The sequence below is a fragment of the Streptomyces sp. TAA486 genome, assembly GCF_000426165.1.
Window position 1 is genome coordinate 93,854 of sequence record NZ_AUEV01000020.1, and the last position, 21,073, is coordinate 114,926.

Below are 21,073 nucleotides of genomic sequence, written 5' to 3' on the forward strand. Positions count from 1 at the left end.
ACTTGGCTACCATCCTTACGAAGTTGTCCACCAACTTATTCAAAGTCTGCCCACTTGGCGGGAGGTTGAAAACAGTTGACCAACAACTCCCGCGGCTTGGCGTGAAGTTGTACCGTCTTGGTGTGAACAGGACGAGCCCCGCGGAAGGCGCTAGACCTCCGCACCAAGTGGTCGCCGCCGCCCTACGTGAGCGAATCGACTCCGGCGAGCTCCCCGCGGAAGCTCGCATCCCCACGCAGAACAAGTTGGCCGAAGAGTTCGGCGTGAACCGCACCGCGGTCCGCCAGGCCATCCAGGACCTCCAGCGCCAGGGACTCCTCACGGACCCGGGCCGCGGCGCCCCGCCGACCGTCGCCCGGCCGGACCCCTCCCACGAGGAGCCCAAGCCGGCCGGCACGGAACTGGCCGAGCGCCTCTACGAGGCCTTCCGCGCCGAGCACGTCACGATCGACACGTACTCGCTGACGACGGAAACGCTCAACAACGCCCTTGCGCGACCACACCGTTCGATCGTCGACGGGACGATATCCCCCCGCTCGATCAAGGTGCGCGTCATCACTCCGAGCCCGACTGCGTACCTCGCGCTTCCCCGCCTCATCGACGACCCGGACGACCGCCGCCCCCTGGATCGCCTGCACGAGATCCAGCGGACCTGGGCCACGGCACTGCGCAACACCCTCGGTACGTTTCGGAACAGGTACGGAGTGCCCGAAGTCTCCTGCGAGATACGGACAGTGGCCGCGACACCGCTCCACAAGCTCTACATCCTCAATCGGACCGAGGCGCTGATGGGCTACTACCAGGTGGTGCCCGATGAGGTGACCTACCAGGGAGAAGAGCTGGAGATATTCGACGTCCTCGGATTCGAGAGCTCGCTGTTCCGCTTCTACGGCAGCCCGGACAGTCACGACAAGCAGGACGTTGCCTTCGTGGGCCACTCCCAGGCCTGGTTCGACTCGCTGTGGAAGACCATCGCCACGCCACTCGATTCCGACTGAATAGGCCACCCGGGATGATGACACTGTGGTGATCGGTCGCCTCGGAAGGAGAAACGCGTTCCGGCCGCGAAGGGGACGGTAAGGTTCCTCCACTCCAGCCGGTCAGTGCCCGCTCAGGAAGTCGCGCAGCCGATGACGTCCCACGTGTATCAAAAGGCCGAACGTACCGGGACCATCGACGGTCCGCTTCAGGGGTACCACCGCGAGTGGTATGTGGTGCGTCCTGGCGGAGAGCTCGCGGACATGGGCAGGGTCAAGGTTGGCGAACCCCGGGAGGACGTCCTGTGGTTCGACCGGCGGTACTTCACATCCGAGGACGAAGTGCTGGTACAGCTGGACCGGCTCGGAATGCCGCGCATTCCGCCCGTGCGGTCCGCGGGCGCGGACGGACCGTTGATCCACGGCTTCGTGGAGGGAAAGCCGCTCAACGACATCGCACCCTCCGGGTCCAGTGTGAAGCCGAACCACCTGCGCCAGATCATGGCGGGCTTCCACAGGCTGGCCCGCGTGGACGCCGAAACCGTCGAGGGTTGGAACATCGGTACCTGCGGAGACCAAGTTCCAGGGGGAGGCGCGAACTTTTTGCAGGACCTGATCCGCTTCTCCCGGGACGAGGTGCACGAGAAGAGGTTGGCGGAGTTCGGCGTTCTCTTCGACCGGCTCGGCATCCCTCACGGAGTCTTCTCGCCGGAATCGCGGCTTGTGGACGAGGCAGCGCAACTGACCTCCCGTCCGTTCTGCCTGCTCCACGGAGACCTGCATCGCGCCAACTTCATTGTGGACGTCCGCAATCAGCTCTGGACCATCGACTGGGAGCTGGCGAGCGTCGGTGACCCGCTCTACGACCTGGCCACCCATCTGCATCTGATGCGCTATCCGGTCGGTCAGGAGCGGACTGTCAGGCGAAGGTGGATGGACACGATGTCCGAGGTGCTCCCCGGTGCGGTCGAGGCCTTCGACGCCGACCTTGCCCGCTACCTGGCGTTCAAGCGCGTCCAGTCGGTCCACACCGACGTCGTACGGCACGCCATCGCGGTCCGCTCGTCAGCGACGCCCCGCCGGCGGGAGGAGCAGTTGCGGCACACCGCCAAGGTCATCGAGGACACGCTCGTACGTGCCAGGGACGACCTCGACCTCCGCTCAGTGCCCGGGAGCGGTTCGATCGAGGAGGTCTACAGGAAGTTCTTCCCGACGGACTGACCACCGGAGCGGACAGGCCCGGCCCGGCCGCACCAGGCCGGACGAGCGGCGCCCGATCACCGCTGTACGTCGCGGCACGTACGGGAGATAGTTGGGGGCCATCACCGCCGCGGACCTGGTACGAGGAGTGAAATGCGCGAACTCATCGAAGCCGCGAAAGCTGTTCTCTTCGACTTCGACGGGCCCATTTGTCACCTCTTCCGTCAGCGGCCTTCCGCCTCCATCGCGGACCGGCTGCGAGAAGCCGTCCTCAAACGCCACAGCGACGCAGGCGGCAGCGCCGACTGGCTACCCGACACCGGTGATCCGCTGGAGATACTGCGCGCCGCCTTCGAGCAGCCCGCGCTCGTGGAGAGCGGCGTCGCGCGGGACATCGAGCGGGCGCTGACCGAGGAGGAGGTGGAGGCGGCACCGGGCGCCTTCCCCACCGCGTACGCCGACGCGCTCATCCGCACGCTCGTCGCCACCGGCCGGGAGCTCGCCGTCACGACGAACAACTCGCAGCAGGCTGTGGAGCGTTATCTGGAGAGCCGGACGACGCACGAGCTGTTCACCGGCCGGATCCACGGACGGAGCGCAGAGGGCGAGCTACGCCTCAAGCCCGACCCGGACTGTCTGCTCCGGGCGCTGGAGTCCACGAAGACACCGGCGCAGGACGCCCTGATGATCGGGGACGCGGCGCGGGATCTGGAGGCGGCGCGTGCCGCAGGGGTGGCCTTCCTCGGCTATGCGCGCAACGAGCGCAAGGAGGAGGAGCTGCGGGCGGCCGGCGCCGAGCACGTGGTCGACTCGCTGCGGGACGTTGTCCTGATCGTGGACCCCCGCGCGCACGTGTGACCCCTCGCGCACGTGTGACCCCTCGTGGGGAGGGTGCGCTGCTCGGAAGTGGGCACGCGGTGAACCGTACGCAAGGTGGGAAGCAGAGGCCGTGCCGGGCGCACGGCCCACGCTCCCCGGGCACCCGGCCTGCCGGGTCCGGCGACCCGGTCGGCACCGGCGCAGCGCACGAGGAGGACTGGACGCGATGACCGACGCCCCCATGCCCCAGAGCAACGAGCCGGCGCACGACCCCGAGGTGCTGGAGCTCGCCCAGAAGATCTTCGGGCTGGCACGGCACGGCGACACGGACACGGTCGCCGCCTACGTCGACGCGGGCGTCCCGGCAAATCTCACCAACGACAAGGGCGATTCCCTTCTCATGCTCGCGGCCTACCACGGCCACGCCGCCGTCGTCCGAGCCCTGCTGGACCGGGGCGCCGACCCGGACAGGCCCAACGACAAGGGACAGATGCCGATCGCCGGGGCCGTCTTCAAGGGCGAGGACGAGGTCGTACGCGTGCTCCTGGAGGGCGGCGCGGACCCGCGCGCCGGCGAGCCGTCCGCGGTGGAGACTGCGCGGATGTTCGAGAAGAAGGAGTTGCTGGAGCTCTTCGGCGAGACCGCCTAGCCCGGACGCATACAGCTGGCAGAGCCCGCAGAACCGCACGGAGCCGGACCGGCACGTGGACTTGTACGGTGCCGGTCCGGCGCATGTCCGTCGCTACGGCGCCTACCGCTCCCCCTCCACCACATCCGCGACGACACAGCTGACGTTGTCGGGCCCGCCCGACCGGTTCGCCAGAGCGACCAGTTCACGGACGGCCTCCTCCGGATCCGCCGTGCCGGCGACGGTCCGCCGCACCTGCTCCTCCGGTACGACCGAGGTCAGCCCGTCCGAGCACAGCAGGTAGCGGTCGCCGGCCCTGACGTCCTGGAGCCGTACGTCCGGACGGTCGCCGGGCCGCCCGGTGAGCGCCCTCATCAGCAGCGCCCGCTGCGGGTGTGAGGTCGCTTCCTCCTCGGTGATGCGGCCCTCGTCGACCATGGACCGTACGAGGGTGTGGTCGTGGGTGATCTGGAAGAAGTCGCCGTTGCGCAGCAGATACGCCCGGCTGTCCCCGATGTGTACGAGCGCGAGCTGCGAACCCGTCCACAGCATCGCGGTGAGCGTGGTACCGGCTTCGTCCGCGTCCGGGCCCGCGGTCACGACCTCGCCGACGGCGCGGACGACGGACGAGATCGTGTCGTCGAGGACGTTGAGCAGGTCCCCCGCCGGGAGGTTGCCCTCCTCCAGCTGCTTGAGCGTCGCGATGGCTGCGGCGCCCGCGGGGCCCCCGGTGCCCCCGCAGCCGTCGGCGACGGCGAGCAGTCGCGAACCGGCGTACGCCGCGTCCTTGTTGCTCTGCCGTTCGAGGCCGGGGTCGGTCAGTGCTGCGTACCGGATGGCCAGTGGTCTCTCGGTGTTCGGCATCTCGGTGTCCTTCCGTGACAGATGGTCGATGAGGAAGGCGGCCATGTCGCGCCGGACGGCGAGGTCGTTCTCGACCTGGGCCCAGTAGGCCCGCACCTCACGCGCGGCGGCGGGCCCGTCCAGCCCGTTCAGCTCGCGGATACGGGCCAGCGGCATCCCGAGTCGGCGCAGCCACGCCACGAGCCGGGCCTGCTCCAGCTGGCCGTGCGCGTAGAGGCGGTAGCCGGTGACCGGGTCGACCCGGGCGGGTGGCAGGAGACCGAGTTCGTCGTAGAGACGCAGTGCCTTCGGCGACAGCCGGGACGCCTTCGCGAACGCCCCGATCGTCAGCAGCCCCGCGCCCTCACCCGTGCTCGCGCCTCCCGGAGTGCCAGTGCTCTCACCCATGCCGCTCCTCCCCCGCCGGGCCCCTCGCCCGGCATGCCGATGCTGCGGCCTCCCCCAAGGACAAGGTCAAGGACGGTCGCGGGGGGCCGTCCCACCAGGCACCTTGCCGGTCAGCACGGAGACCTCGACGTGTTCCGTGAAACTGTCTCTGCGCGGCAGCGCCCGCTGGATGCGCTCGGCGAAGGCGGGCCGGTCCGCGGGCGCGGGCAGCTGCTGTTCGGGGACGGCGGAGCAGATCCCGCCGATGAGTTCTTCGCATGTCACCTCCTCCGTGTAGGAGACGGCGCTGTGCCGGACCTCGGTGAACCCGGCGCCTTCCAGGACCGGCGCGTAGCGTTCGCGGTCCTTCCGGGCTGTGCCGCACGAGTCCTTGAGTTTCGTGCCGAAATACTCCTCCAGGCAGCCCCGCAGCGCACGCGACCAGTCGCTGTCCTGAAGCCAGGCCGGCGTCCCGTTGGCCAGGACGGCGACTCCTCCGCCCGGACGGATGAGCGGGCGGAGGGCGGCGAAGAGGTCGTCGTACCGCATCCAGTGCAGAGCCTGCCCGATCACCGTCATCGCCAGGTGCCGTTCGCCGAGCAGCGCACCGAGTGCGGGGACGTCCGTGTCGGCTCCAAGCACCCAGGTGATGTTGGCGACGCCGTCGGTACGGGCGGACTTCGCGGCCTGCCGGAGCATGTCGGGTTCCGGGTCCATGCCGATCACGGCACGGGCACGGCGGGCGAGCGGAACGGTCAGCTGCCCCGTGCCGCATCCCAGGTCGAGGACGGTCTCCTCGGGGGACAGCGCGAAGGTCCGGCCCAGCGCCTCGAACACCTCGGGCGGATAGCCGCGCCGGAACTCCGCGTAGTACTTCGCGACGTCACCACCGAATCCGAGTCCCATGCGCGGATCCTGCCCCGGGCCCGGGCCCGGCAGCGGCGGATCTGCTACGGGCAGAAGCCGGGCACGGTTCCCCTGCCGTGGTCGCACTGGGGTCAACCCCGTGGGCGATACGGGGGTTTGCCTCATCGGCGCGCCCGGGCGGGTGCCATAGCCTCGTCGGGCGATGGGAGCGGGAAAGGCTGACAGCAGCAGCCTCCACCTTCCACGGAAACGGGGAGAACATCATGCGCAGGCACATCCGCCTCCTCGGCGCGGTCGCGGCGGCCGCGGTCGGAGTGAGCACGCTCGGGGCATGCGGGCTGATCCCCGGGGAGACGTCTGAGGACAGCGCGACGCTGTCGCAGAAGGTGCGTTCCGTGCGCCTGGACAGCAGCTCGGGTGCCATCAGGCTCCGCAGCAGGCAGACCGTCACAAAGGTCACCGTGCACCGGACCGTCGAGTTCGACGGGGACAGCCCGAAGAAGCGCACGTACCACGTCGAGGACGGCACACTCGTGCTGCGCGGCTGCGGCGACGACTGCCAGGTGAGCTACACGGTCGACCTGCCGCCGAGGGTCCGGGTGAGCGGCAGCACCTCTTCCGGCGGGATCAGTCTCTCCGGCGTCGGCAAGGTGGACGTGACCACCCACTCCGGCGCGGTCGACCTCAACGACGTCGACGGCGCGGTGGCGGTGCGCACGACCAACGGCCGCATCAACGGCCGCGGCCTGAAGGGCGACGGGGTACGTGCCGAGACGTCCAACGGCGCGATCGACGTCAGCCTGAGCACGCCGCAGGACGTCCGCGCGACGGCGTCCAACGGTGCGATCTCCGTGACCGCACCGGACAACCGCTACAAGGTGTCGGCGAGGACGAGCAACGGGGGGAAGCACATCGGCCTGCGCGACGACCCGTCGGGCGACCACACCCTCGACCTGTCGACGACCAACGGCTCCATCACCGTCAAGAAGGCGGGCTGACTCCCTGCTCGGCCAGCCGCCCGTCGACGACCTCGGCGGCGCGGTCGGCGTCCGCCTCGGTGTTGTAGAGGTGGAAGGCGAGTCGCATCCGTCCGGCCCGGGTACTCCCGACGATTCCCGCACGCCGCAGCTCAGCGGGTGTGCCGGCGTCGACGGCCGCGCTGACTATCGCGGAGTCGCCCTCCGGCAGCCCGACGGCGGCGCGGAAACGGTTCGCGAGTCCGAGTGCGTGCTCGTGGAGTACCTCCGTACCGATGCCCTTGAGCAGGTCCAGGCTCTTCTCCTGGCCGACCCATGCGTGCCACACCGGGGAGACGTCGAAGCGCCGGGCGTCCTTCGCGAGCCGCAGGGGCGCGCCGTAGAGGCTCTCCCAGCGCTCCTCGCCGGCAAACCACCCGGCGGAGTGCGGGATGAGTCCGTCGATGTGCTCGGGCCGGACGGTGAAGAAGCAGGTGCCCCGCGGGGCCAGCAGCCACTTGTAGCCGCCGCCGACGGTGTAGTCGTAGCGGCTCGCGTCGACGGGCAGCCAGCCGACGGCCTGGGTCGTGTCCAGCAGCACGCGCGCACCGACCGCGTCGCAGGCCGCGGTGAGGGCGTCGAGGTCGGCAAGGCGTCCGTCCGCGGACTGCACGGCGGCCACGGCCACGAGCGACGTGCGGGACGTCACCTCCTCGGCGATGGATTCCAGGGGCACCTCACGTACGTCCACACCGCGTGGCGCCTGGGCGTGGAAGGGGAAGACGACGCTGGTGAACTCCCCGGCGGCGGTGAGTACTTCACTGCCCTCCGGCAGGGACGCCGCGACGAGCCCGACGAAGGCGCTGACCTGGCTGCCCACCGCCACCCACGACGGATCGACGCCGACGAGCGAGGCGTAGGCCGCACGGGCGGCGGCGACGGGGAGGTCGTAGGCCGCCGGTTCGGCGGTCCCCTTGCGCCACTCTTCTTCCGCCTCGCGCAAGGTGTTCAGGGCGCTGCGTGGCGGCAAGCCGATGGAAGCGGTGTTGAGGTAGACGACGTCGGGGTCGAACTCCGTCTGTGCGAGCGCGAGACGGGATTGCCCCTCGGACCTGTCCGCCGGATCGCCGGCGTTCCGGATGCTCTGCATTTCTCAAGACTGAGCCTGCTTCGGCCTGTGCGGAAGTGCCACTTCGCTGCGGGCGGACCGGAAGGAGGCGAGGCGCGGGCTGTCACCGGCCTCCCCGGGCGTGCTCAGTCCGCCCGGTTGCGTGCCTGCCGGTGAGCTGCCATCCGTACGGGCGCGTTGACGGCCCCGTCGCCGCGGTAGTCGCCCACTCGCTGGACCACCTCGAAGAAGACCCGCGAGCCGAGGATGCCGGTGCAGAAGTGGAAGAACTCCCCGTGCTCGTCACGGTCGTAGAGGATGTTCAGCTCGCGCAAGTCGCGCAGCAGCGCGGGGTCCGGCGCGTAGCGGGCGTCCAGGTCGTCGTAGTAGTTGTCGGTGACGGGCAGGATCGCGAGGCCACGCTCGCGGGCGTTGCGCGCCGCGGCGAAGACGTCGTCGGTGGTGAACGCCACGTGCTCCGGGTCGGGCACCGAGGGCGCCCAGCCTCCGCGGCGCAGCAGCGCTCCGTGCATGGCTATCCGCACCTCGCCGGAGGCGTTGCCGACCGTGCGGCTGCGGACCAGGCCGAAGGGTGCCGCGTACTCGGCGAAGTCCCGCTCCCGCAGGTCGAGTACGGACTGGTAGAAGGTCATCGAACCGGCGAACTGGTCGTTGGGCTGCGCCAGTGCGACGTGGTCGATGCGCCCGAGGGCTCCGGCTACGGCGGCGTCCCCTTTGTCGGGGTCGGTGTCGGAGCCGGTACCGGTGCCTGCGCCGGTCGGTACGAAGTCCGCCCGCCAGTCCGGGCCGGCCGCCGCTCCGCCGGGGCAGAAGAACAGCTGGGTGCCGTCCGGGGCGGCGACGGCGGTGAGTTCGGCCTCCTCGGGGCCCCGCCTGCGCGGCAGGGGCGTGGCGAGGAGGGCTTCGGCCCGGCGCGCGGACTGCTCGGGGTCGCGGCTCTCGACCGCGAGCGCCACGACTTCGGCCCGGCCGGTCCCGGCAGGGTCGGCTGCGGCTGCTCCGGGGCCGTCCGCGCCCGCGGAGCCCTCGTCCCGGTCGTCGCGGTCGTCGCGGTCGTCGCGGTTGAGCACGACGTTGCTGCCACCCTGCTGCCACAGTTCGACGGGCTTGGAGCGGTGACGCCCGGTGTGGACGAAGCCGAGCGCGGTCAGCGCACCGGAGACGTGCGGAGCGGAATCGTCGTCCACGGTCAGTTCGACGAACGCGTGCCCGAGGAGTTCCGGTGCGGGCGGCGGCGCCGCGAGTTCGACGCGTGGCCGCGCCCGGCCGTCCGGGGGCCCGTCCCCGGTCCCGGCGACGGCCTCTTCGAGCGCGACCAGCGACCGCATCCCGTCCACCGCCGCGGGCCCCGGATCGGTCTGCCGGAAGATGTCGTTGAACACCTCCAGCGACAGCGGTCCCTCGTACCCGGCGGCGAGCACCTGGGCGAGGAAGCCCGGCAGGTCGAAGGAGCCCTGGCCCGGGAAGAGCCGGTGGTGCCTGCTCCACTGCAGTACGTCCATGTCGAGACGCGGCGCGTCGGCGAGCTGGAGGAAGAAGAGCTTGTCCGCGTCGACGGTGTCGATGCCCGTCGGCGCGGGATCGCGGGAGAGCACGTGGAAGCTGTCCAGGCACAGTCCGAGGTTCGGGTGGTCCCCCCTGCGAACGATCTGCCAGGAGTGCTCCCAGCTGTTGACGAAGCGTCCCCAGGCGAGGGCTTCGTAGGCGACGCGCATTCCGCGTGCCGCGGCTCGCTCGGCCAGCGCGCGCAGTTGACCGGCGGCCAGGCCGTCGTCGTCGGTGGCGTGCGGCGAGAGCGTCGAGCACACGAGCACGGTGTCGGCGCCCAGCCGCTCCATCAGGTCGAACTTCCGGTCTGCGCGGCGGAGGTTGGCCGTGTGCAGGGCGTCCGGCACGGCTTCGAAGTCGCGGAACGGCTGGTAGAGGTCGACTGTCAGGCCGAGGTCCGCGCAGAGGGAGCCGACGCTCTCCGGTGACATCGCCGAGACGACGAGGTCGTTCTCGAAGATCTCGACACCCTCGAAGCCCGCCGCGGCCGCCGCGCGCAGCTTGTCCTCCAGCATTCCGGAGAGACAGACGGTCGCGACGCCCTTGCGTGCGCGGGGCCGCGCCGACGCTGACGGCCCGTACGGGGTGACGGGCGAGGTGATGGGCGAAGAAGGCGTGGGCGGCTTCATGCGTGCTCCTTGATGCCGGCGGCTGCCTGCTGCACCGACGCGTGGTGCGAACCTCCGGTCGGCCAGGTGTGTTCGTATGCCGCACTGAAATGCACATCGCGCACAATAGGAGCATGCTCCGGTGGACGTCAATCGGTCCGCAGCAAGACGGGGCGCCACCTGGGGTTCGAGCTCGCCACCGGATCTCCGGACCGTTTGGCCCTCGGCGGAGGCCACGCTGTAGGCTGTGCGTGATGCGCACATATGCGCGCCATGGCAGGTCAGGCCCCGTGCGGGAGGTAGTGAGGCGTTGTCGGAACCGGTGACGAAGGGGCGCGAGGGGTACGGTCCGCACTTCGTGCAGTCCGTCGCGCGAGCCCTGTCGGTGATGCGCTCGTTCACCGCGGACCGCCGCTCGCAGACGCTCACCCAGGTCGCACGCGAGACCGGCCTCGACCGGGCGACGGCCCGCCGGCTGCTGCTCACGCTCGCCGACCTCGGCTACGTCACCAGCGACGGCCGCGCCTTCGAACTCACGCCGCGCACCCTTGAGTTGGGCTACGCCTATCTCTCCAGCATGTCGCTGCCCGAGATCGCCCAGCCGCATCTTCAGTCGCTGGCCCGCGAGCTCAACGAGACGGCGGCCCTCGCGGTGCTGGACGGCGAGGAGATCGTCTACATCGCGCTCGTGCAGAGCACCCGCCTGATGGCGGTGAAGATCGGCATCGGCACCCGCTTCGACGCCTACACGACGTCGATGGGCCGGGTGCTGCTGGCCGGACTCCAGGACGCCGAGCTGGACGAGCGCTTCGCGCGGCTGAAGCTGGAGAAGAAGACCGACCACACGATCCGCAGCCCGCGGACCCTCCGCGAGGAGATCGACAAGGTACGCAAGCAAGGCTGGTCGCTGGTCGACTCGGAACTGGAGGAAGGGCTGCGGGGCGCGGCGGCACCGGTGCGCGACCGCGCGGGACAGGTGGTGGCCGCGGCGAACGTCTCGGTGCACGCGGGGCGTACGACACCGGAACTCGTCGAACGGGACTACATCCCGGCGATCCTGCGGACCGTCCGGCTGATCGAAGCGGACCTTGTGAGCGCGGTCACCCACTGAGCGGGCACGCGGCGGCAGCAGCTCGAACCGTCGGCCGGGCGCCCGACTTGTCACCTCTCGCCGAGGGCGGACCACCGGGACATCGGCCGGTCCGCACCGCGCGTCACTCCGCCTGGCCCGTACCGGCGAGGTTGATCCAGCACTTGCCCGGCGTCGCCCCCACTGCTTCGAACGCGGCGGCCGCCTCCGCCAGGCCGAACTCGGCTTGCAGCACGCGGTGGGGGGCGAGCGTGCCCTTCTCGATCAGGGCGACGGTCTCCGCGAAGTCCCGCGGATGGTCGTAGATCAGCGATCCCCTCAGTGACAGCTGCCGCCGGACCAGTTCGTGCGCCGTCAGTTCCAGCGGCGCTCCGCTCATCCCGATGAACGTCACGGTGCCGCCGGGCGCGGCGTGCCGCAGTGCCCAGTCGGCGGCCTCCGGCACCCCCGCGGTCTCGAAGATGTGATCGGCGGGCGCGGCCTCAGTGCCCGGCCCCTCCCCAGCCGCTCCCGCGACCTCCGCGGGCACGGCGCCCAGCGAGACCGCGAGGGCCCGGCGGCCTTCGTGCGGTTCGCGCACGTACGGGGTGATCCCCGCGTCGATGAGACAGAGACAGACCAGGAGCCCCTGGGAGCCCGCCCCCACGACCAGGCAGGTCTCGCCCGCCCGCACCCCCGAGCGGCGTACGGCCGTGCGCGCCACGGCCAGCGGCTCGGCGCAGACGAGATCGCGCTGGTCGGCATCCCCGGTCGCGGTGTGCACGAACTCGGCCGGCACGCTCACGTACTCCGCGAGTACCCCCGGGGTGTCCAACCCGACGGCCACCCGCTTCGTGCACCCCGAGGTGAACCCGGTCGCGCATTGGGCGCACAGCCCGCAGCAGTAGTTCGGCTCGATGGCCACGGTCTCGCCCTCGAAGAGGTGACGGACGGCGCTGCCCACCGCCGCGATCTCCCCGATGCCTTCGTGCCCCAGCACCCATGGCAGCCGCGGCGCCGGGCGCGCGCCCCGGACCACGGCCAGGTCCGTCCCGCACAGGCCGACGGCCGTCATGCGAACGAGCACGTCGTGCGGTCCGTATCCAGGAGGGGGGATGCGGACCGTCTCGACACGTCCGGGCGCGGTGAGTGCTGCTGCCTTCATGGGGGTCGACACCTCTCGAAAGTTGTGCGCTATACGCACCAACGTACGCATCGTGACAGCGTAACGGAAGCGAAGTCGACGGCTGTGGGCGAGACAGCACAGGGGCCGGATCAGCAGCAGGCACATCAGGAATGAACGGCAGATCGACCGGCGGCCGCCCGACATGGCATCTTGTCCGCGGCTCATCGATCCGGAACAGACCCTTGACCCGGGCAATCCGGCGAGTACACGATGCCGTGCAAGTCACGCACACATGTGCACCAAGCGCACAGAGGTTGTCATGCCATTCGTTTCAGAGCAGTCAACGCCCCGCAAGCAGACTCGTGCTGCGCTCGGCAGCTCCATAGGGGCCGTCGTCGAGTGGTACGACTTCCTCCTCTACGGGATCGTCGCCGCCATCGTCTTCAACAAGGCCTTCTTCCCCGGGGTCAGCCCCCTCGCCGGCACGCTCGCAGCCTTCGCCACGTTCGGCATCGGCTTCGTGTGCCGCCCGCTCGGCGGGCTCGTCTTCGGGCACTTCGGGGACAAGCTCGGCCGCAAGCGGATGCTGGTGTGGACGGTCCTGCTGATGGGGATCTCCACCGCGCTCATCGGCGCGCTGCCGACGTACGGGAGCATCGGCTGGTGGGCACCGCTGTTCCTGGTGATCCTCCGCGCGCTCCAGGGCTTCGCCGTCGGCGGCGAATGGGGTGGAGCCGCGCTGATGGCGGTCGAGTCCGCCCCGTCCAGGCTCAAGGCCCTCTACAGCTCCGGCGTGCAGGTCGGTTACTCGGTGGGCCTTATCCTCGCCACCGGTGCTGTGGCACTGCTGGAGAACGGCCTCGGGGAGAGGGAGTTCCAGGAGTGGGGCTGGCGCATTCCGTTCCTGATCAGCGCACTGCTCGTCGCGCTGGCCCTGTGGATACGCGCCGGGGTCCCCGAGAGCGAGGTGTTCAAGGAGGAGGTCGAGGCGCGGCAGACGCAGAAGCGCACGAAACTCCCCGTCGTGACCGCGCTGCGCAAGCACCCGGCCGCCTTCTTCCAGATCATCGGCATGCGCCTGGGTGAGCTCGTGACGATGTACGTCGTCACGACGTTCGCGCTCTCCTACGCCGTCGACGAGCACGGCTTCGACTCCGGCCTGATGCTGAACATCGGGCTGCTCGTGGGCGGTGTCGGCATCGTCACCATCCCCGCGTTCGCGTGGCTCTCGGACCGGTACGGACGCAAGCCGGTCTTCATGACCGGTGCGGTGATCGGGGTGCTGGGCACCGTTCCGTACTTCCTGTCGATGGAGTCCGGGTCCGCGATCCTCCTGGCGGTCACCTCCGTCCTGCTCGTCAACATCGCGCACGACATGATCGTCAGCGTCCAGCAGCCGCTGTTCACCGAGCTGTTCGGCGCCGAGTACCGCTACAGCGGCGCCGGACTGGGATACCAGGTGGCCAGTGCAGTGGGCGGAGGCTTCACACCGTTCATCGCGACGGCGCTCGTCGCGTTCGGCGGCGGCAGCTGGCACTGGGTCGCGGCCTATCTCGCGGCGGGATGCGGTGCCTCGGCCCTGGTCGCGCTCACGCTCCGCGGAACGAGCGCCTCTCCTTCCGCCACGGCCGCGGCAGCTGACGGCGAGACAGCGCGCACGCCCGTCAGCAAGTACTGATCGCCTGCACCGGCACCATGATCGGCCGGTGTCATCGCCCCACTCGCCGGGGTCTGTTACTGGTTCGGTGTGCGCCGCCCCATCGCGCAACCCGCCGCAGCCTGACACCATCCGCACGAGGTCGCAGGACGAGCAAGGAATCGCACCATGGTCGACGTTCTGATCAAGAGCTGGCTGGAGCCCGAACACATCGAGCGCATCCGGGAGTCGGACTCGCGCGTACGGGTCCTCCACGACACCGCACTCGTGCCTCCGCCGCAGGGGCGCCGGCGGCTGCTCTACCGTCCCGGAAGCCTCCCCGAGCCGGACGAAGGCGGCTTCAGCCGCACTCCCGACCAGGAGCAGGCGTGGAAGGAGCAGCTGGCGCGGGCCGAGGTGATCCTGGACCTCCACATGGACGACCTCCACACCCTGACGGAGGCGGCTCCCCGGCTGCGCTGGTTCCAGGCGGGCGCCGCCGGTGCGGGTGAAGCCGTCGCGGGCACGGGACTTCTGGAGTCGGGAGTCACCGTCACCACGGGCAGCGGCATCTTCTCCGCGCCGCTCGCCGAATTCACCGCCGCCGCGATCCTCTCGCACGTGAAGGACCTGGACCGGCTCCACCGGCAACGCCGCGAGCGGTACTGGCACACCGCCGCGAGCGGCACGCTCGAGGACAGGACCGTCTGCATCGTCGGAATGGGCAGCATCGGCAAGGAAGTCGCCCGGCGTCTGCATCCGTTCGGCTGCCGTCTCACCGGCGTCCGCCGCTCCGTGACGGGCCGGGGCCGCGAGGACACCTGGATCGTCGGCCGCGTCCACCCGGTGGACGGGATCGCGGAGGCGGTGGCGGACGCCGACTACGTCGTCGTCACGCTGCCCTCGACGCCGGAGACGCACCACCTCATCGACGACCAGATGATCAAGGCCATGAAGCCTGGCGCGTACGTGGTCAACGTGGGCCGCGGAGCCGTGGCTGACGAAGCGGCGCTCATCGAGGCGCTGAGGTCCGGTCACCTCTCGGGCGCCGCGCTGGACGTCACGGAGACGGAACCCCTGCCGCAGGAAAGCCCGTTGTGGGACCTGCCCAACGTCCTGCTGGGTTACCACGCCACGGCGATGACGGACGGTGGCCTCGCCAACGAGCGCCTCACCGGGATCTTCTGCGACAACCTCCGCCGCTACCTCGACGGCCGTCCGCTCCTGAACCAGGTCGATCCGACGCGGCTGTACTGAGACAGGGCCCGGGGGGGGTGCGGCCGGTGGCCGGGCCCGACCGCGCTCCGGATACGTTGGCATGCGGGAGCATCCGCAGCCACGGGCGGGGTGCCGTGGGCACGGCTCCGCCCGGAAGCGGAGCCCCACCTGCGCACCGGCACGCTCGAAAAGCCTTCACCAGCGCTCGACCATCGCCCGGACCGGAAGGACCCGACCATGACCGGCACCAGCCCGAAGCGCGGCGCACGCGACATCGACATCACCGTCTACGGTGCGACCGGCTTCGTCGGCGCCCTCGTCGCACGCCACCTGGCTCAGGCCGCACCCGAGGGCACCCGGATCGCTCTGGCCGGACGCAGCGAGGAGAAGCTGACCGCGGTACGGAAGGAGCTCGGCGAACGGGCCCGCGACTGGCCCCTGTTCGTCGCCGACGCCGGTGACCGTCCTGCCCTGGAGAAGATGGCCGGCGCCACGCATGTGGTCATCACGACCGTCGGCCCGTACGCGAAGTACGGCCGCGACCTGGTCGGTGCCTGCGCACAGGCCGGCACCGACTACGTCGACCTGTCCGGTGAGGCCCTGTTCGTACGCGAAACCATCGACGCCCACCACGCGACCGCCGCCTCCACCGGCGCCCGCATCGTCCATGCCTGCGGTTTCGACTCGATCCCCTCCGACATCAACGTGCACCTCCTCCACGAGAAGGTCCGCGCCGACGGCAGCGGTGAACTGGGAGACACCACCGCGGTTCTCACCTCGGTCAGCGGCGGTGTCAGCGGCGGCACCATCGATTCGGTACGCCAGCAGATCGACATGATGAAGAAGGACCGCAAGGCGCGGCGGCTCGCCGCCGACCCCTACACCCTCAGCCCCGACCGCGCCTCCGAGCCCGAACTGGGCCGCCAGACCGACCTGTTCATGGCCCGCGGCTCCAAGGCGGGCACGCCGCTGCGCGGGGTCCTCGCGCCCTTCTTCATGGCGCCCTTCAACACCCGCATCGTCCGCCGCAGCGCGGCGTTGCGGGATCACGCCTACGGTGCCCGCTTCCGGTACCGCGAGGCCATGCGCCTCGGCCCGCCGCTGCTCTCCCCGCTCGTCGCGGCCGCGGTGACCGGAGCCATGGGCGGGCTCGTCACCGGGCTGGCGCTGCGTCCCACGCGGCCGCTGCTGGACAAGGTCCTGCCCGATCCGGGCGACGGGCCCGATGCGCGCTCGCGCGAGAAGGGCCACTTCACGCTGGACACGTTCGCCGTCACCACCACAGGCGCCCGCTACACCGCACGATTCAGGGCACAGGGTGACCCCGGCTACAAGGCGACCGCGGTCATGCTCGGCGAATCCGCCCTGGCCCTCGTCCTGGACCGGGACACCCTGCCGGAGGGGGACGGCGGCGTACTCACACCGGCCACCGCCCTCGGCGACGCGCTCGTCGGGCGGCTCCGTGCGGCCGGCATGACCATCGACGCGCGGCCCTACTGAGCCGCCGCGGCGCCTGCCCGCCGTATCAGTCCCCGGATCGGTCGGAGGACCGGTCGGCGGATCTGTCTCCGGATCAGTCGACGACGGGGCTGCGCCGTTCAAGAAGCTGGACGTCGCGCCAGACGCCGTGGTGGCGGGCCAGGCGTTCGCTTGTGCCGACGACGCGGAAGCCCGCGCGCAGATGCAGCGCGATGCTGGTCGTGTTCTCGGGGAAGATGCCCGCGTGAACCGTCCAGATCCCGGCGGCCTCGGTCGAGGCGATCAGCGCGTCCAGCAGGGCGCGGGCCACTCCACGGCCACGCGCCTCCGGGTGCACATACACCGAGTGCTCGACCACGCCCGCGTAGACGGCACGGGCCGAGACGGGAGCGACGGCGATCCAGCCCAGCACCCTGCTACCGCCGCCGGTGCCGGTGCCGGCGGCGGTGCCGGTGCCGGCGTCAGGGTCAGTGGCGCTGCGGCTGTCACTTACATCGGGACCGTCGCTGCCGGCCTCGCTCCGCACATCGCCGGCCTCCCGCTCGACGGCCACGAACCTGTGCTCGGAGAGCTTGGCGGCGTCGAAGGCCTCCCAGGTGGGCGCGGCGGTCTCGAAGGTCGCGTTCCCCTCGTCGATCCCGGCCTGGTAGATGGCCAGGACCTCATCGGCATGCGCCGCCGTCAGCGCCTCGACGACGACCGTGGTGCCCGCGTGCTGAGTGTTCACATCACCCATCGAAGCAGGCCGGGCATCCGTACGCCGCGGCGGACCCCGTACCCGATGCGGGCTCCGGCCCGCTCCCGCCAGGTGCTCTTCACACCGCCGACCGCCGCCGGCGGCACAGCACGGCCGTGACGGTCAGCGGGACCGACGTCACGCACGCGATGCCGAACAGCAGCGCGTACTGCCCGTGTTGTGCCAGGGGTCCGGCGGCAGTCACCGCGACCGAGCTGCCGATGAACAACGAGGCGGCGAAGAAGGCGACCGCCGTGCCCCGCGCCTCCGGCACGACCGATGTGGCCCAGGTCTGCAACGACGAGTGCATGAACGACCATCCGCCGCCGAGGAGCAGGGCCGTGATGATGACGACGACCAGATCGATGCGTGCGGCGACCATGCCGTAGCCGAGGCAGATCTGCGCGCCGCCCACGGCCATCAGCGCCCACACCGGCATCCGTCCGGACAGCGCCTTCACCAGGCGCGAGAACCCCAGCACGCCGACGCCGAACGCCGCGGTGGCCAGGCCCGCGACTGCCGCGCTCACGCCGTTCGCCTGCAGTGCCGCGGCGAGCAGCGTCATCGTGCCGAGCAGCACGGCGCCCTCGACGAACGCCAGCCCGAACACCAACAGGGCCCAGCCGTTGCGCAGCACCGCACGCAGCGGCTCGCCCACCCCGGCGACCGGTGCGCGCGCCGGCTCCGGCAGCTTGCGCAGGGCGAAGAAGCACAGCAGCGCGCACGCGGCGGACGTGGCGAACACCGCACGCCAGTGCAGGAGATGACCCAGCACGCCACCGAACGCCGTGGCCAGCGCGGTGCCCAGGGCCATCGCGGCCATCAGGTCCGACAGCGCCCGCTGGCGCCATGTGGTGCTCACCGTGTCGCCCACGTACGTGAGGGACGTCGGCACCACGGCGCCGAAGAAGGCCCCGGCCGAGATCCGCGCCACGGCCAGCACCACCATCCCGGGCGCCACGGCGGAGACCACTCCGGCCGCCGCCGCGGCCAGCAACGTCGCGCGCATGATCCGCACCCGCCCGAAGCGGTCCGAGAGCAACCCCCAGAGCGGCTGCGACAGCCCGTACGCAAGGAAGTAGCCACTGGCAGTGACGACCGCCGTCGAGAGCGGCACCCCCAGTCCGGATGCGATCAGCACCAGCATGGGACTGATCACGAACCGGTCGAAGCTGCTGACGAACGTCGCGACCGACAAGGCCCGCGGGGGCCCGGTGAGGTGCTGCGTCTCGGGCGGATCCTGCCGTTCCTGGCACGTGGTCATCAATGGTTCCCGCTGATCGTGGCCAGCCGCCCATGATGGCTCACCCGTCCGCACCTGCACAGGCCGTATCCAGTACGTGAGATCGCCCCGCGCGGGACGCACCCCCCCCGAACGGGGGACGCCGGTCCATGCGCCGTTTGACGCCCCGGCTCCCGGACAACGGGTGGACGAACCGGCCCGCGACTCCCGGAGGCAACGGTGCGTCTGCTCCTCGTCCATCCCAGTTCCCTGATGTACTCGGAGATCTTCCTCCGGCTCGAACCCCTCGGTCTGGAGCGCGTCGCGGGCGCCGCACGGGAAGCCGGACACGATGTGCGCGTGATCGACCTCCAGGTCTCCAGGCACTCCGACCTGGAGCGGACGATGATCGAGTTCGAACCCCAGGCGATCGGCTTCTCCCTCAACTACCTGGCGAACGTGCCCGAGGCGATCGACCTCGCGTACCGCGCCAAGCAAATCGTTCCGTCCGCGCATGTCTTCTTCGGCGGGCACAGTGTGTCCTTCGTGGCCGAGGAAGTGCTCGAGCAGGCGAAGGGCGCCGTGGACTCGGTGATCCGCGGCGAGGGCGAACCCGCCGTCGGCCCGCTGCTGGAGGGGCTGGCACAGGGCGGTGTCGACGGCGTCCCCGGCATCGTCACCGCCGACGGCCGCGGTCCCGGCCCGCAGATGCTGCACAGCATCGACACCCCGCGCCCCGCCCGCGATCTGCTCGCCCACCGCCGCCGCTACTTCATCGGCGAGCTCGACCCCTGCGCGTCGATCGAATTCACACGGGGCTGCCCCTGGGACTGCTCCTTCTGCTCGGCCTGGACCTTCTACGGGCGCAGCTACCGCAAGGCCTCCCCCGAGGCGGCGGGCGAGGAGATGGCGAGCATCCGTGAGAGCAGCGTCTTCATCGTCGACGACGTGGCCTTCATCCGTCCCGAGCACGGTGACGCCATCGCCGCCGAGATCGAGCGCCGCCGCATCCGCAAGCGCTACTACCTGGAGACGCGCGCCGACGTCCTGCTGCGCCACCCGGAGATCTTCGAGCGGTGGACGCGGCTGGGGCTGCAGTACATGTTCCTCGGCATGGAGGCGATCGACGCCGAGGGACTGGACCTGTACCGCAAGCGCGTCAGCCCCGACGACAACTTCAAGGCCCTCGAACTGGCCCGGAAGCTGGGCATCAACGTGGCCATCAACCTGATCGTGGACCCCGGATGGGACGAGGAACGGTTCCGTGTCGTCCGGGAGTTCGCCCTGTCGGTGCCCGAGATCGTGCACCTCACGGTCATGACCCCGTACCCCGGCACCGAGGTGTGGCACACGGAGTCGCGGCGGCTGACCACCCGGGACTACCGGCTGTTCGACATCCAGCACGCCGTCGTCCCGACCACCCTGCCGCTCGAGGTCTTCTACCGCGAACTCGTCCGCACGCAGGCCGTCATCAACCGCAAACACCTGGGCCTGCGCACCGCGTTCGGGGCACTGCGTGTGCTGAGCGGCAACCTGATGCGCGGCCAGACCAACTTCGCGCGCATGCTGTGGCGCTTCAACACCGTCTACAACCCCGAGCGTCAGCTCACCGACCACTACCGGCCCGTCCAGTACGAACTGCCGCTGCCGCAGCGGCTCGATGTCGGCGACCGGCGCAAGCTGTACATCCACGACCGCAAGGCCGCCCACGGCCGGGACGCCGCACCGGCCGAGTGAACTCGCGGGGCGCCCATGGGGCCCGTCCGCTGCCGCCGTGGCGCCCGGCCGCAGCCCGCCCGCTGCCGGGGCACCGCGAGTTACGGTGGGGCCGTGGCGGATTACGAGCACATCCTGGTGAAGCGCGACGGCGCCACCGTGACGATCACGATGAACCGCGCGGCGCGCAGGAACTCGCTGACCGCGGACCACCTCACGGAGCTGCGCGACGCATTCGCCGAGGCCGGAGAGAGCGACGCGACCGGGATCGTGCTGGCCGCGGACGGCCCGGTCTTCTCCGCCGGCCACGACTTCGGCGACGTCTCGTCCCGGGACCTGACCGGGGTCCGCGAGCTGCTCCAGCTGTGCACCGACCTGATGCGGACGGTTCAGTCGGTGCCACAGGTCGTCGTCGCCCGGGTACACGGACTGGCGACGGCCGCCGGCTGCCAGCTGGTCGCCTCGTGCGACCTGGCGGTGGCCGCGGAGTCCGCCGGATTCGCGCTGCCCGGCGGCAAGGGCGGGTGGTTCTGCCACACACCGGCCGTGCCCGTCGCACGCTCCATCGGCAGGAAGCGGCTGATGGAGATGGCCCTGACCGGCGACGCCGTCGACGCTGCGACCGCGGAGCGCTGGGGCCTGGTCAACCGGGTCGTGCCCGACGACGAACTCGACGACGCCGTCGCCGAGTTGCTGGCGCGGGCGACCCGCGGCAGCCGGGCGGGCAAGGCGCTCGGCAAGCAGACCCTCTACGCCCAGCTCGACCGGCCCGAGGCCGACGCCTACCAGGTGGCCCTCGAGGTGATGGCCTCGGCCTCGCAGCTCCCCGGCGCCCGCGAGGGCATGGCGGCTTTCCTGGAGAAGCGCCACCCGGAGTGGCCCGACTGACCTGGCGCGCCCGAGCGGCGC

Annotated in this window: 18 protein-coding genes; 11 read left to right on the forward strand and 7 right to left on the reverse strand. The window is 70.6% G+C overall.

The features are described 5' to 3' along the window. Positions 1-122 precede the first annotated feature (122 nt). The 4 genes from I004_RS0125420 (at position 123) to I004_RS0125435 (ending at position 3,645) form a co-directional block, all read left to right on the forward strand. Positions 123-998: a winged helix-turn-helix domain-containing protein gene (locus I004_RS0125420; RefSeq protein ID WP_028437809.1), complete on the forward strand. Its 876-nt coding sequence runs from the start codon at positions 123-125 to the stop codon at positions 996-998. Between the two features lie 132 nt (positions 999-1,130). Then, positions 1,131-2,198: an aminoglycoside phosphotransferase family protein gene (locus I004_RS35995; RefSeq protein ID WP_051345421.1), complete on the forward strand. Its 1,068-nt coding sequence runs from the start codon at positions 1,131-1,133 to the stop codon at positions 2,196-2,198. Positions 2,199-2,330: 132 nt separating this feature from the next. Next, on the forward strand, positions 2,331-3,035 hold the full coding sequence (locus I004_RS0125430) for an HAD family hydrolase (protein ID WP_028437810.1): 705 nt from the start codon (positions 2,331-2,333) through the stop codon (positions 3,033-3,035). A 187-nt stretch (positions 3,036-3,222) separates the two neighbouring features. Continuing rightward, positions 3,223-3,645: an ankyrin repeat domain-containing protein gene (locus I004_RS0125435; RefSeq protein ID WP_028437811.1), complete on the forward strand. Its 423-nt coding sequence runs from the start codon at positions 3,223-3,225 to the stop codon at positions 3,643-3,645. Positions 3,646-3,747: 102 nt separating this feature from the next. On the opposite strand, the gene I004_RS0125440 is transcribed toward I004_RS0125435, so the two are convergent. Both I004_RS0125440 and I004_RS0125445 read right to left on the reverse strand, forming a co-directional pair. Next, the gene (locus I004_RS0125440) at positions 3,748-4,875 is read right to left on the reverse strand and encodes a MerR family transcriptional regulator (protein ID WP_051345422.1); all 1,128 of its coding nucleotides are present in this window, start codon (positions 4,873-4,875) and stop codon (positions 3,748-3,750) included. A gap of 66 nt (positions 4,876-4,941) precedes the next feature. Continuing rightward, positions 4,942-5,760, reverse strand: coding sequence for a class I SAM-dependent methyltransferase (locus tag I004_RS0125445; protein ID WP_028437813.1), 819 nt, complete (start codon positions 5,758-5,760; stop codon positions 4,942-4,944). 224 nt (positions 5,761-5,984) lie between these two features. Here I004_RS0125445 and I004_RS0125450 point away from each other — a divergent pair, with 224 nt between their 5' ends. Continuing rightward, positions 5,985-6,719 (forward strand): DUF4097 family beta strand repeat-containing protein, encoded by a 735-nt coding sequence (locus I004_RS0125450; RefSeq protein ID WP_028437814.1) that lies wholly within the window; start codon positions 5,985-5,987, stop codon positions 6,717-6,719. Here I004_RS0125450 and I004_RS36000 read toward each other — a convergent pair. Both I004_RS36000 and I004_RS36005 read right to left on the reverse strand, forming a co-directional pair. Continuing rightward, entirely contained in the window at positions 6,703-7,827 is a 1,125-nt protein-coding gene (locus tag I004_RS36000) for an aminotransferase class V-fold PLP-dependent enzyme (RefSeq protein WP_037977726.1), read from the reverse strand. The genes I004_RS0125450 and I004_RS36000 overlap by 17 nt on opposite strands. Before the next feature lie 104 nt (positions 7,828-7,931). Then, the gene (locus I004_RS36005) at positions 7,932-9,869 is read right to left on the reverse strand and encodes a sugar phosphate isomerase/epimerase and 4-hydroxyphenylpyruvate domain-containing protein (protein WP_051345441.1); all 1,938 of its coding nucleotides are present in this window, start codon (positions 9,867-9,869) and stop codon (positions 7,932-7,934) included. Between the two features lie 403 nt (positions 9,870-10,272). Here I004_RS36005 and I004_RS0125470 point away from each other — a divergent pair, with 403 nt between their 5' ends. After that, the gene (locus I004_RS0125470; RefSeq protein WP_051345423.1) at positions 10,273-11,073 is read left to right on the forward strand and encodes an IclR family transcriptional regulator domain-containing protein; all 801 of its coding nucleotides are present in this window, start codon (positions 10,273-10,275) and stop codon (positions 11,071-11,073) included. Between the two features lie 103 nt (positions 11,074-11,176). On the opposite strand, the gene I004_RS0125475 is transcribed toward I004_RS0125470, so the two are convergent. Next, the gene (locus I004_RS0125475; RefSeq protein ID WP_028437816.1) at positions 11,177-12,196 is read right to left on the reverse strand and encodes an alcohol dehydrogenase catalytic domain-containing protein; all 1,020 of its coding nucleotides are present in this window, start codon (positions 12,194-12,196) and stop codon (positions 11,177-11,179) included. A gap of 280 nt (positions 12,197-12,476) precedes the next feature. Here I004_RS0125475 and shiA point away from each other — a divergent pair, with 280 nt between their 5' ends. The 3 genes from shiA to I004_RS0125490 all read left to right on the forward strand — a co-directional run bounded on the left by shiA (position 12,477) and on the right by I004_RS0125490 (position 16,511). Next, complete coding sequence (shiA, locus tag I004_RS36010) at positions 12,477-13,835, forward strand: shikimate transporter (RefSeq protein ID WP_037977792.1); 1,359 nt, start codon at positions 12,477-12,479, stop codon at positions 13,833-13,835. A gap of 147 nt (positions 13,836-13,982) precedes the next feature. Continuing rightward, entirely contained in the window at positions 13,983-15,050 is a 1,068-nt protein-coding gene (locus I004_RS36015; protein ID WP_051345424.1) for a D-2-hydroxyacid dehydrogenase, read from the forward strand. 198 nt (positions 15,051-15,248) lie between these two features. Then, a complete protein-coding gene (locus tag I004_RS0125490; RefSeq protein WP_028437817.1) occupies positions 15,249-16,511 on the forward strand; it encodes a saccharopine dehydrogenase NADP-binding domain-containing protein in 1,263 nt (420 codons plus the stop codon). Positions 16,512-16,584: 73 nt separating this feature from the next. On the opposite strand, the gene I004_RS0125495 is transcribed toward I004_RS0125490, so the two are convergent. Both I004_RS0125495 and I004_RS0125500 read right to left on the reverse strand, forming a co-directional pair. Then, positions 16,585-17,217: a GNAT family N-acetyltransferase gene (locus I004_RS0125495; RefSeq protein ID WP_037977798.1), complete on the reverse strand. Its 633-nt coding sequence runs from the start codon at positions 17,215-17,217 to the stop codon at positions 16,585-16,587. 88 nt (positions 17,218-17,305) lie between these two features. Next, entirely contained in the window at positions 17,306-18,490 is a 1,185-nt protein-coding gene (locus tag I004_RS0125500) for an MFS transporter (RefSeq protein WP_051345426.1), read from the reverse strand. Positions 18,491-18,688: 198 nt separating this feature from the next. Here I004_RS0125500 and hpnR point away from each other — a divergent pair, with 198 nt between their 5' ends. After that, complete coding sequence (gene hpnR / locus I004_RS0125505) at positions 18,689-20,185, forward strand: hopanoid C-3 methylase HpnR (RefSeq protein ID WP_028437820.1); 1,497 nt, start codon at positions 18,689-18,691, stop codon at positions 20,183-20,185. Between the two features lie 93 nt (positions 20,186-20,278). After that, positions 20,279-21,052, forward strand: coding sequence for an enoyl-CoA hydratase-related protein (locus tag I004_RS0125510; RefSeq protein ID WP_028437821.1), 774 nt, complete (start codon positions 20,279-20,281; stop codon positions 21,050-21,052). Positions 21,053-21,073 lie beyond the last annotated feature (21 nt).

Coding starts and splice junctions, on each gene's coding strand:
- I004_RS0125445 (WP_028437813.1), bottom strand. CDS start 5,760: ATGGGACTCGGATTCGGTGGTGACGTCGCGAAGTACTACGCGGAGTTC.
- I004_RS36015 (WP_051345424.1), top strand. CDS start 13,983: ATGGTCGACGTTCTGATCAAGAGCTGGCTGGAGCCCGAACACATCGAG.
- I004_RS36005 (WP_051345441.1), bottom strand. CDS start 9,869: ATGCTGGAGGACAAGCTGCGCGCGGCGGCCGCGGCGGGCTTCGAGGGT.
- I004_RS0125475 (WP_028437816.1), bottom strand. CDS start 12,196: ATGAAGGCAGCAGCACTCACCGCGCCCGGACGTGTCGAGACGGTCCGC.
- I004_RS0125490 (WP_028437817.1), top strand. CDS start 15,249: ATGACCGGCACCAGCCCGAAGCGCGGCGCACGCGACATCGACATCACC.
- I004_RS0125430 (WP_028437810.1), top strand. CDS start 2,331: ATGCGCGAACTCATCGAAGCCGCGAAAGCTGTTCTCTTCGACTTCGAC.
- I004_RS0125450 (WP_028437814.1), top strand. CDS start 5,985: ATGCGCAGGCACATCCGCCTCCTCGGCGCGGTCGCGGCGGCCGCGGTC.
- I004_RS0125440 (WP_051345422.1), bottom strand. CDS start 4,875: ATGGGTGAGAGCACTGGCACTCCGGGAGGCGCGAGCACGGGTGAGGGC.
- I004_RS0125500 (WP_051345426.1), bottom strand. CDS start 18,490: ATGACCACGTGCCAGGAACGGCAGGATCCGCCCGAGACGCAGCACCTC.
- shiA (WP_037977792.1), top strand. CDS start 12,477: ATGCCATTCGTTTCAGAGCAGTCAACGCCCCGCAAGCAGACTCGTGCT.
- I004_RS0125435 (WP_028437811.1), top strand. CDS start 3,223: ATGACCGACGCCCCCATGCCCCAGAGCAACGAGCCGGCGCACGACCCC.
- I004_RS35995 (WP_051345421.1), top strand. CDS start 1,131: ATGACGTCCCACGTGTATCAAAAGGCCGAACGTACCGGGACCATCGAC.
- I004_RS36000 (WP_037977726.1), bottom strand. CDS start 7,827: ATGCAGAGCATCCGGAACGCCGGCGATCCGGCGGACAGGTCCGAGGGG.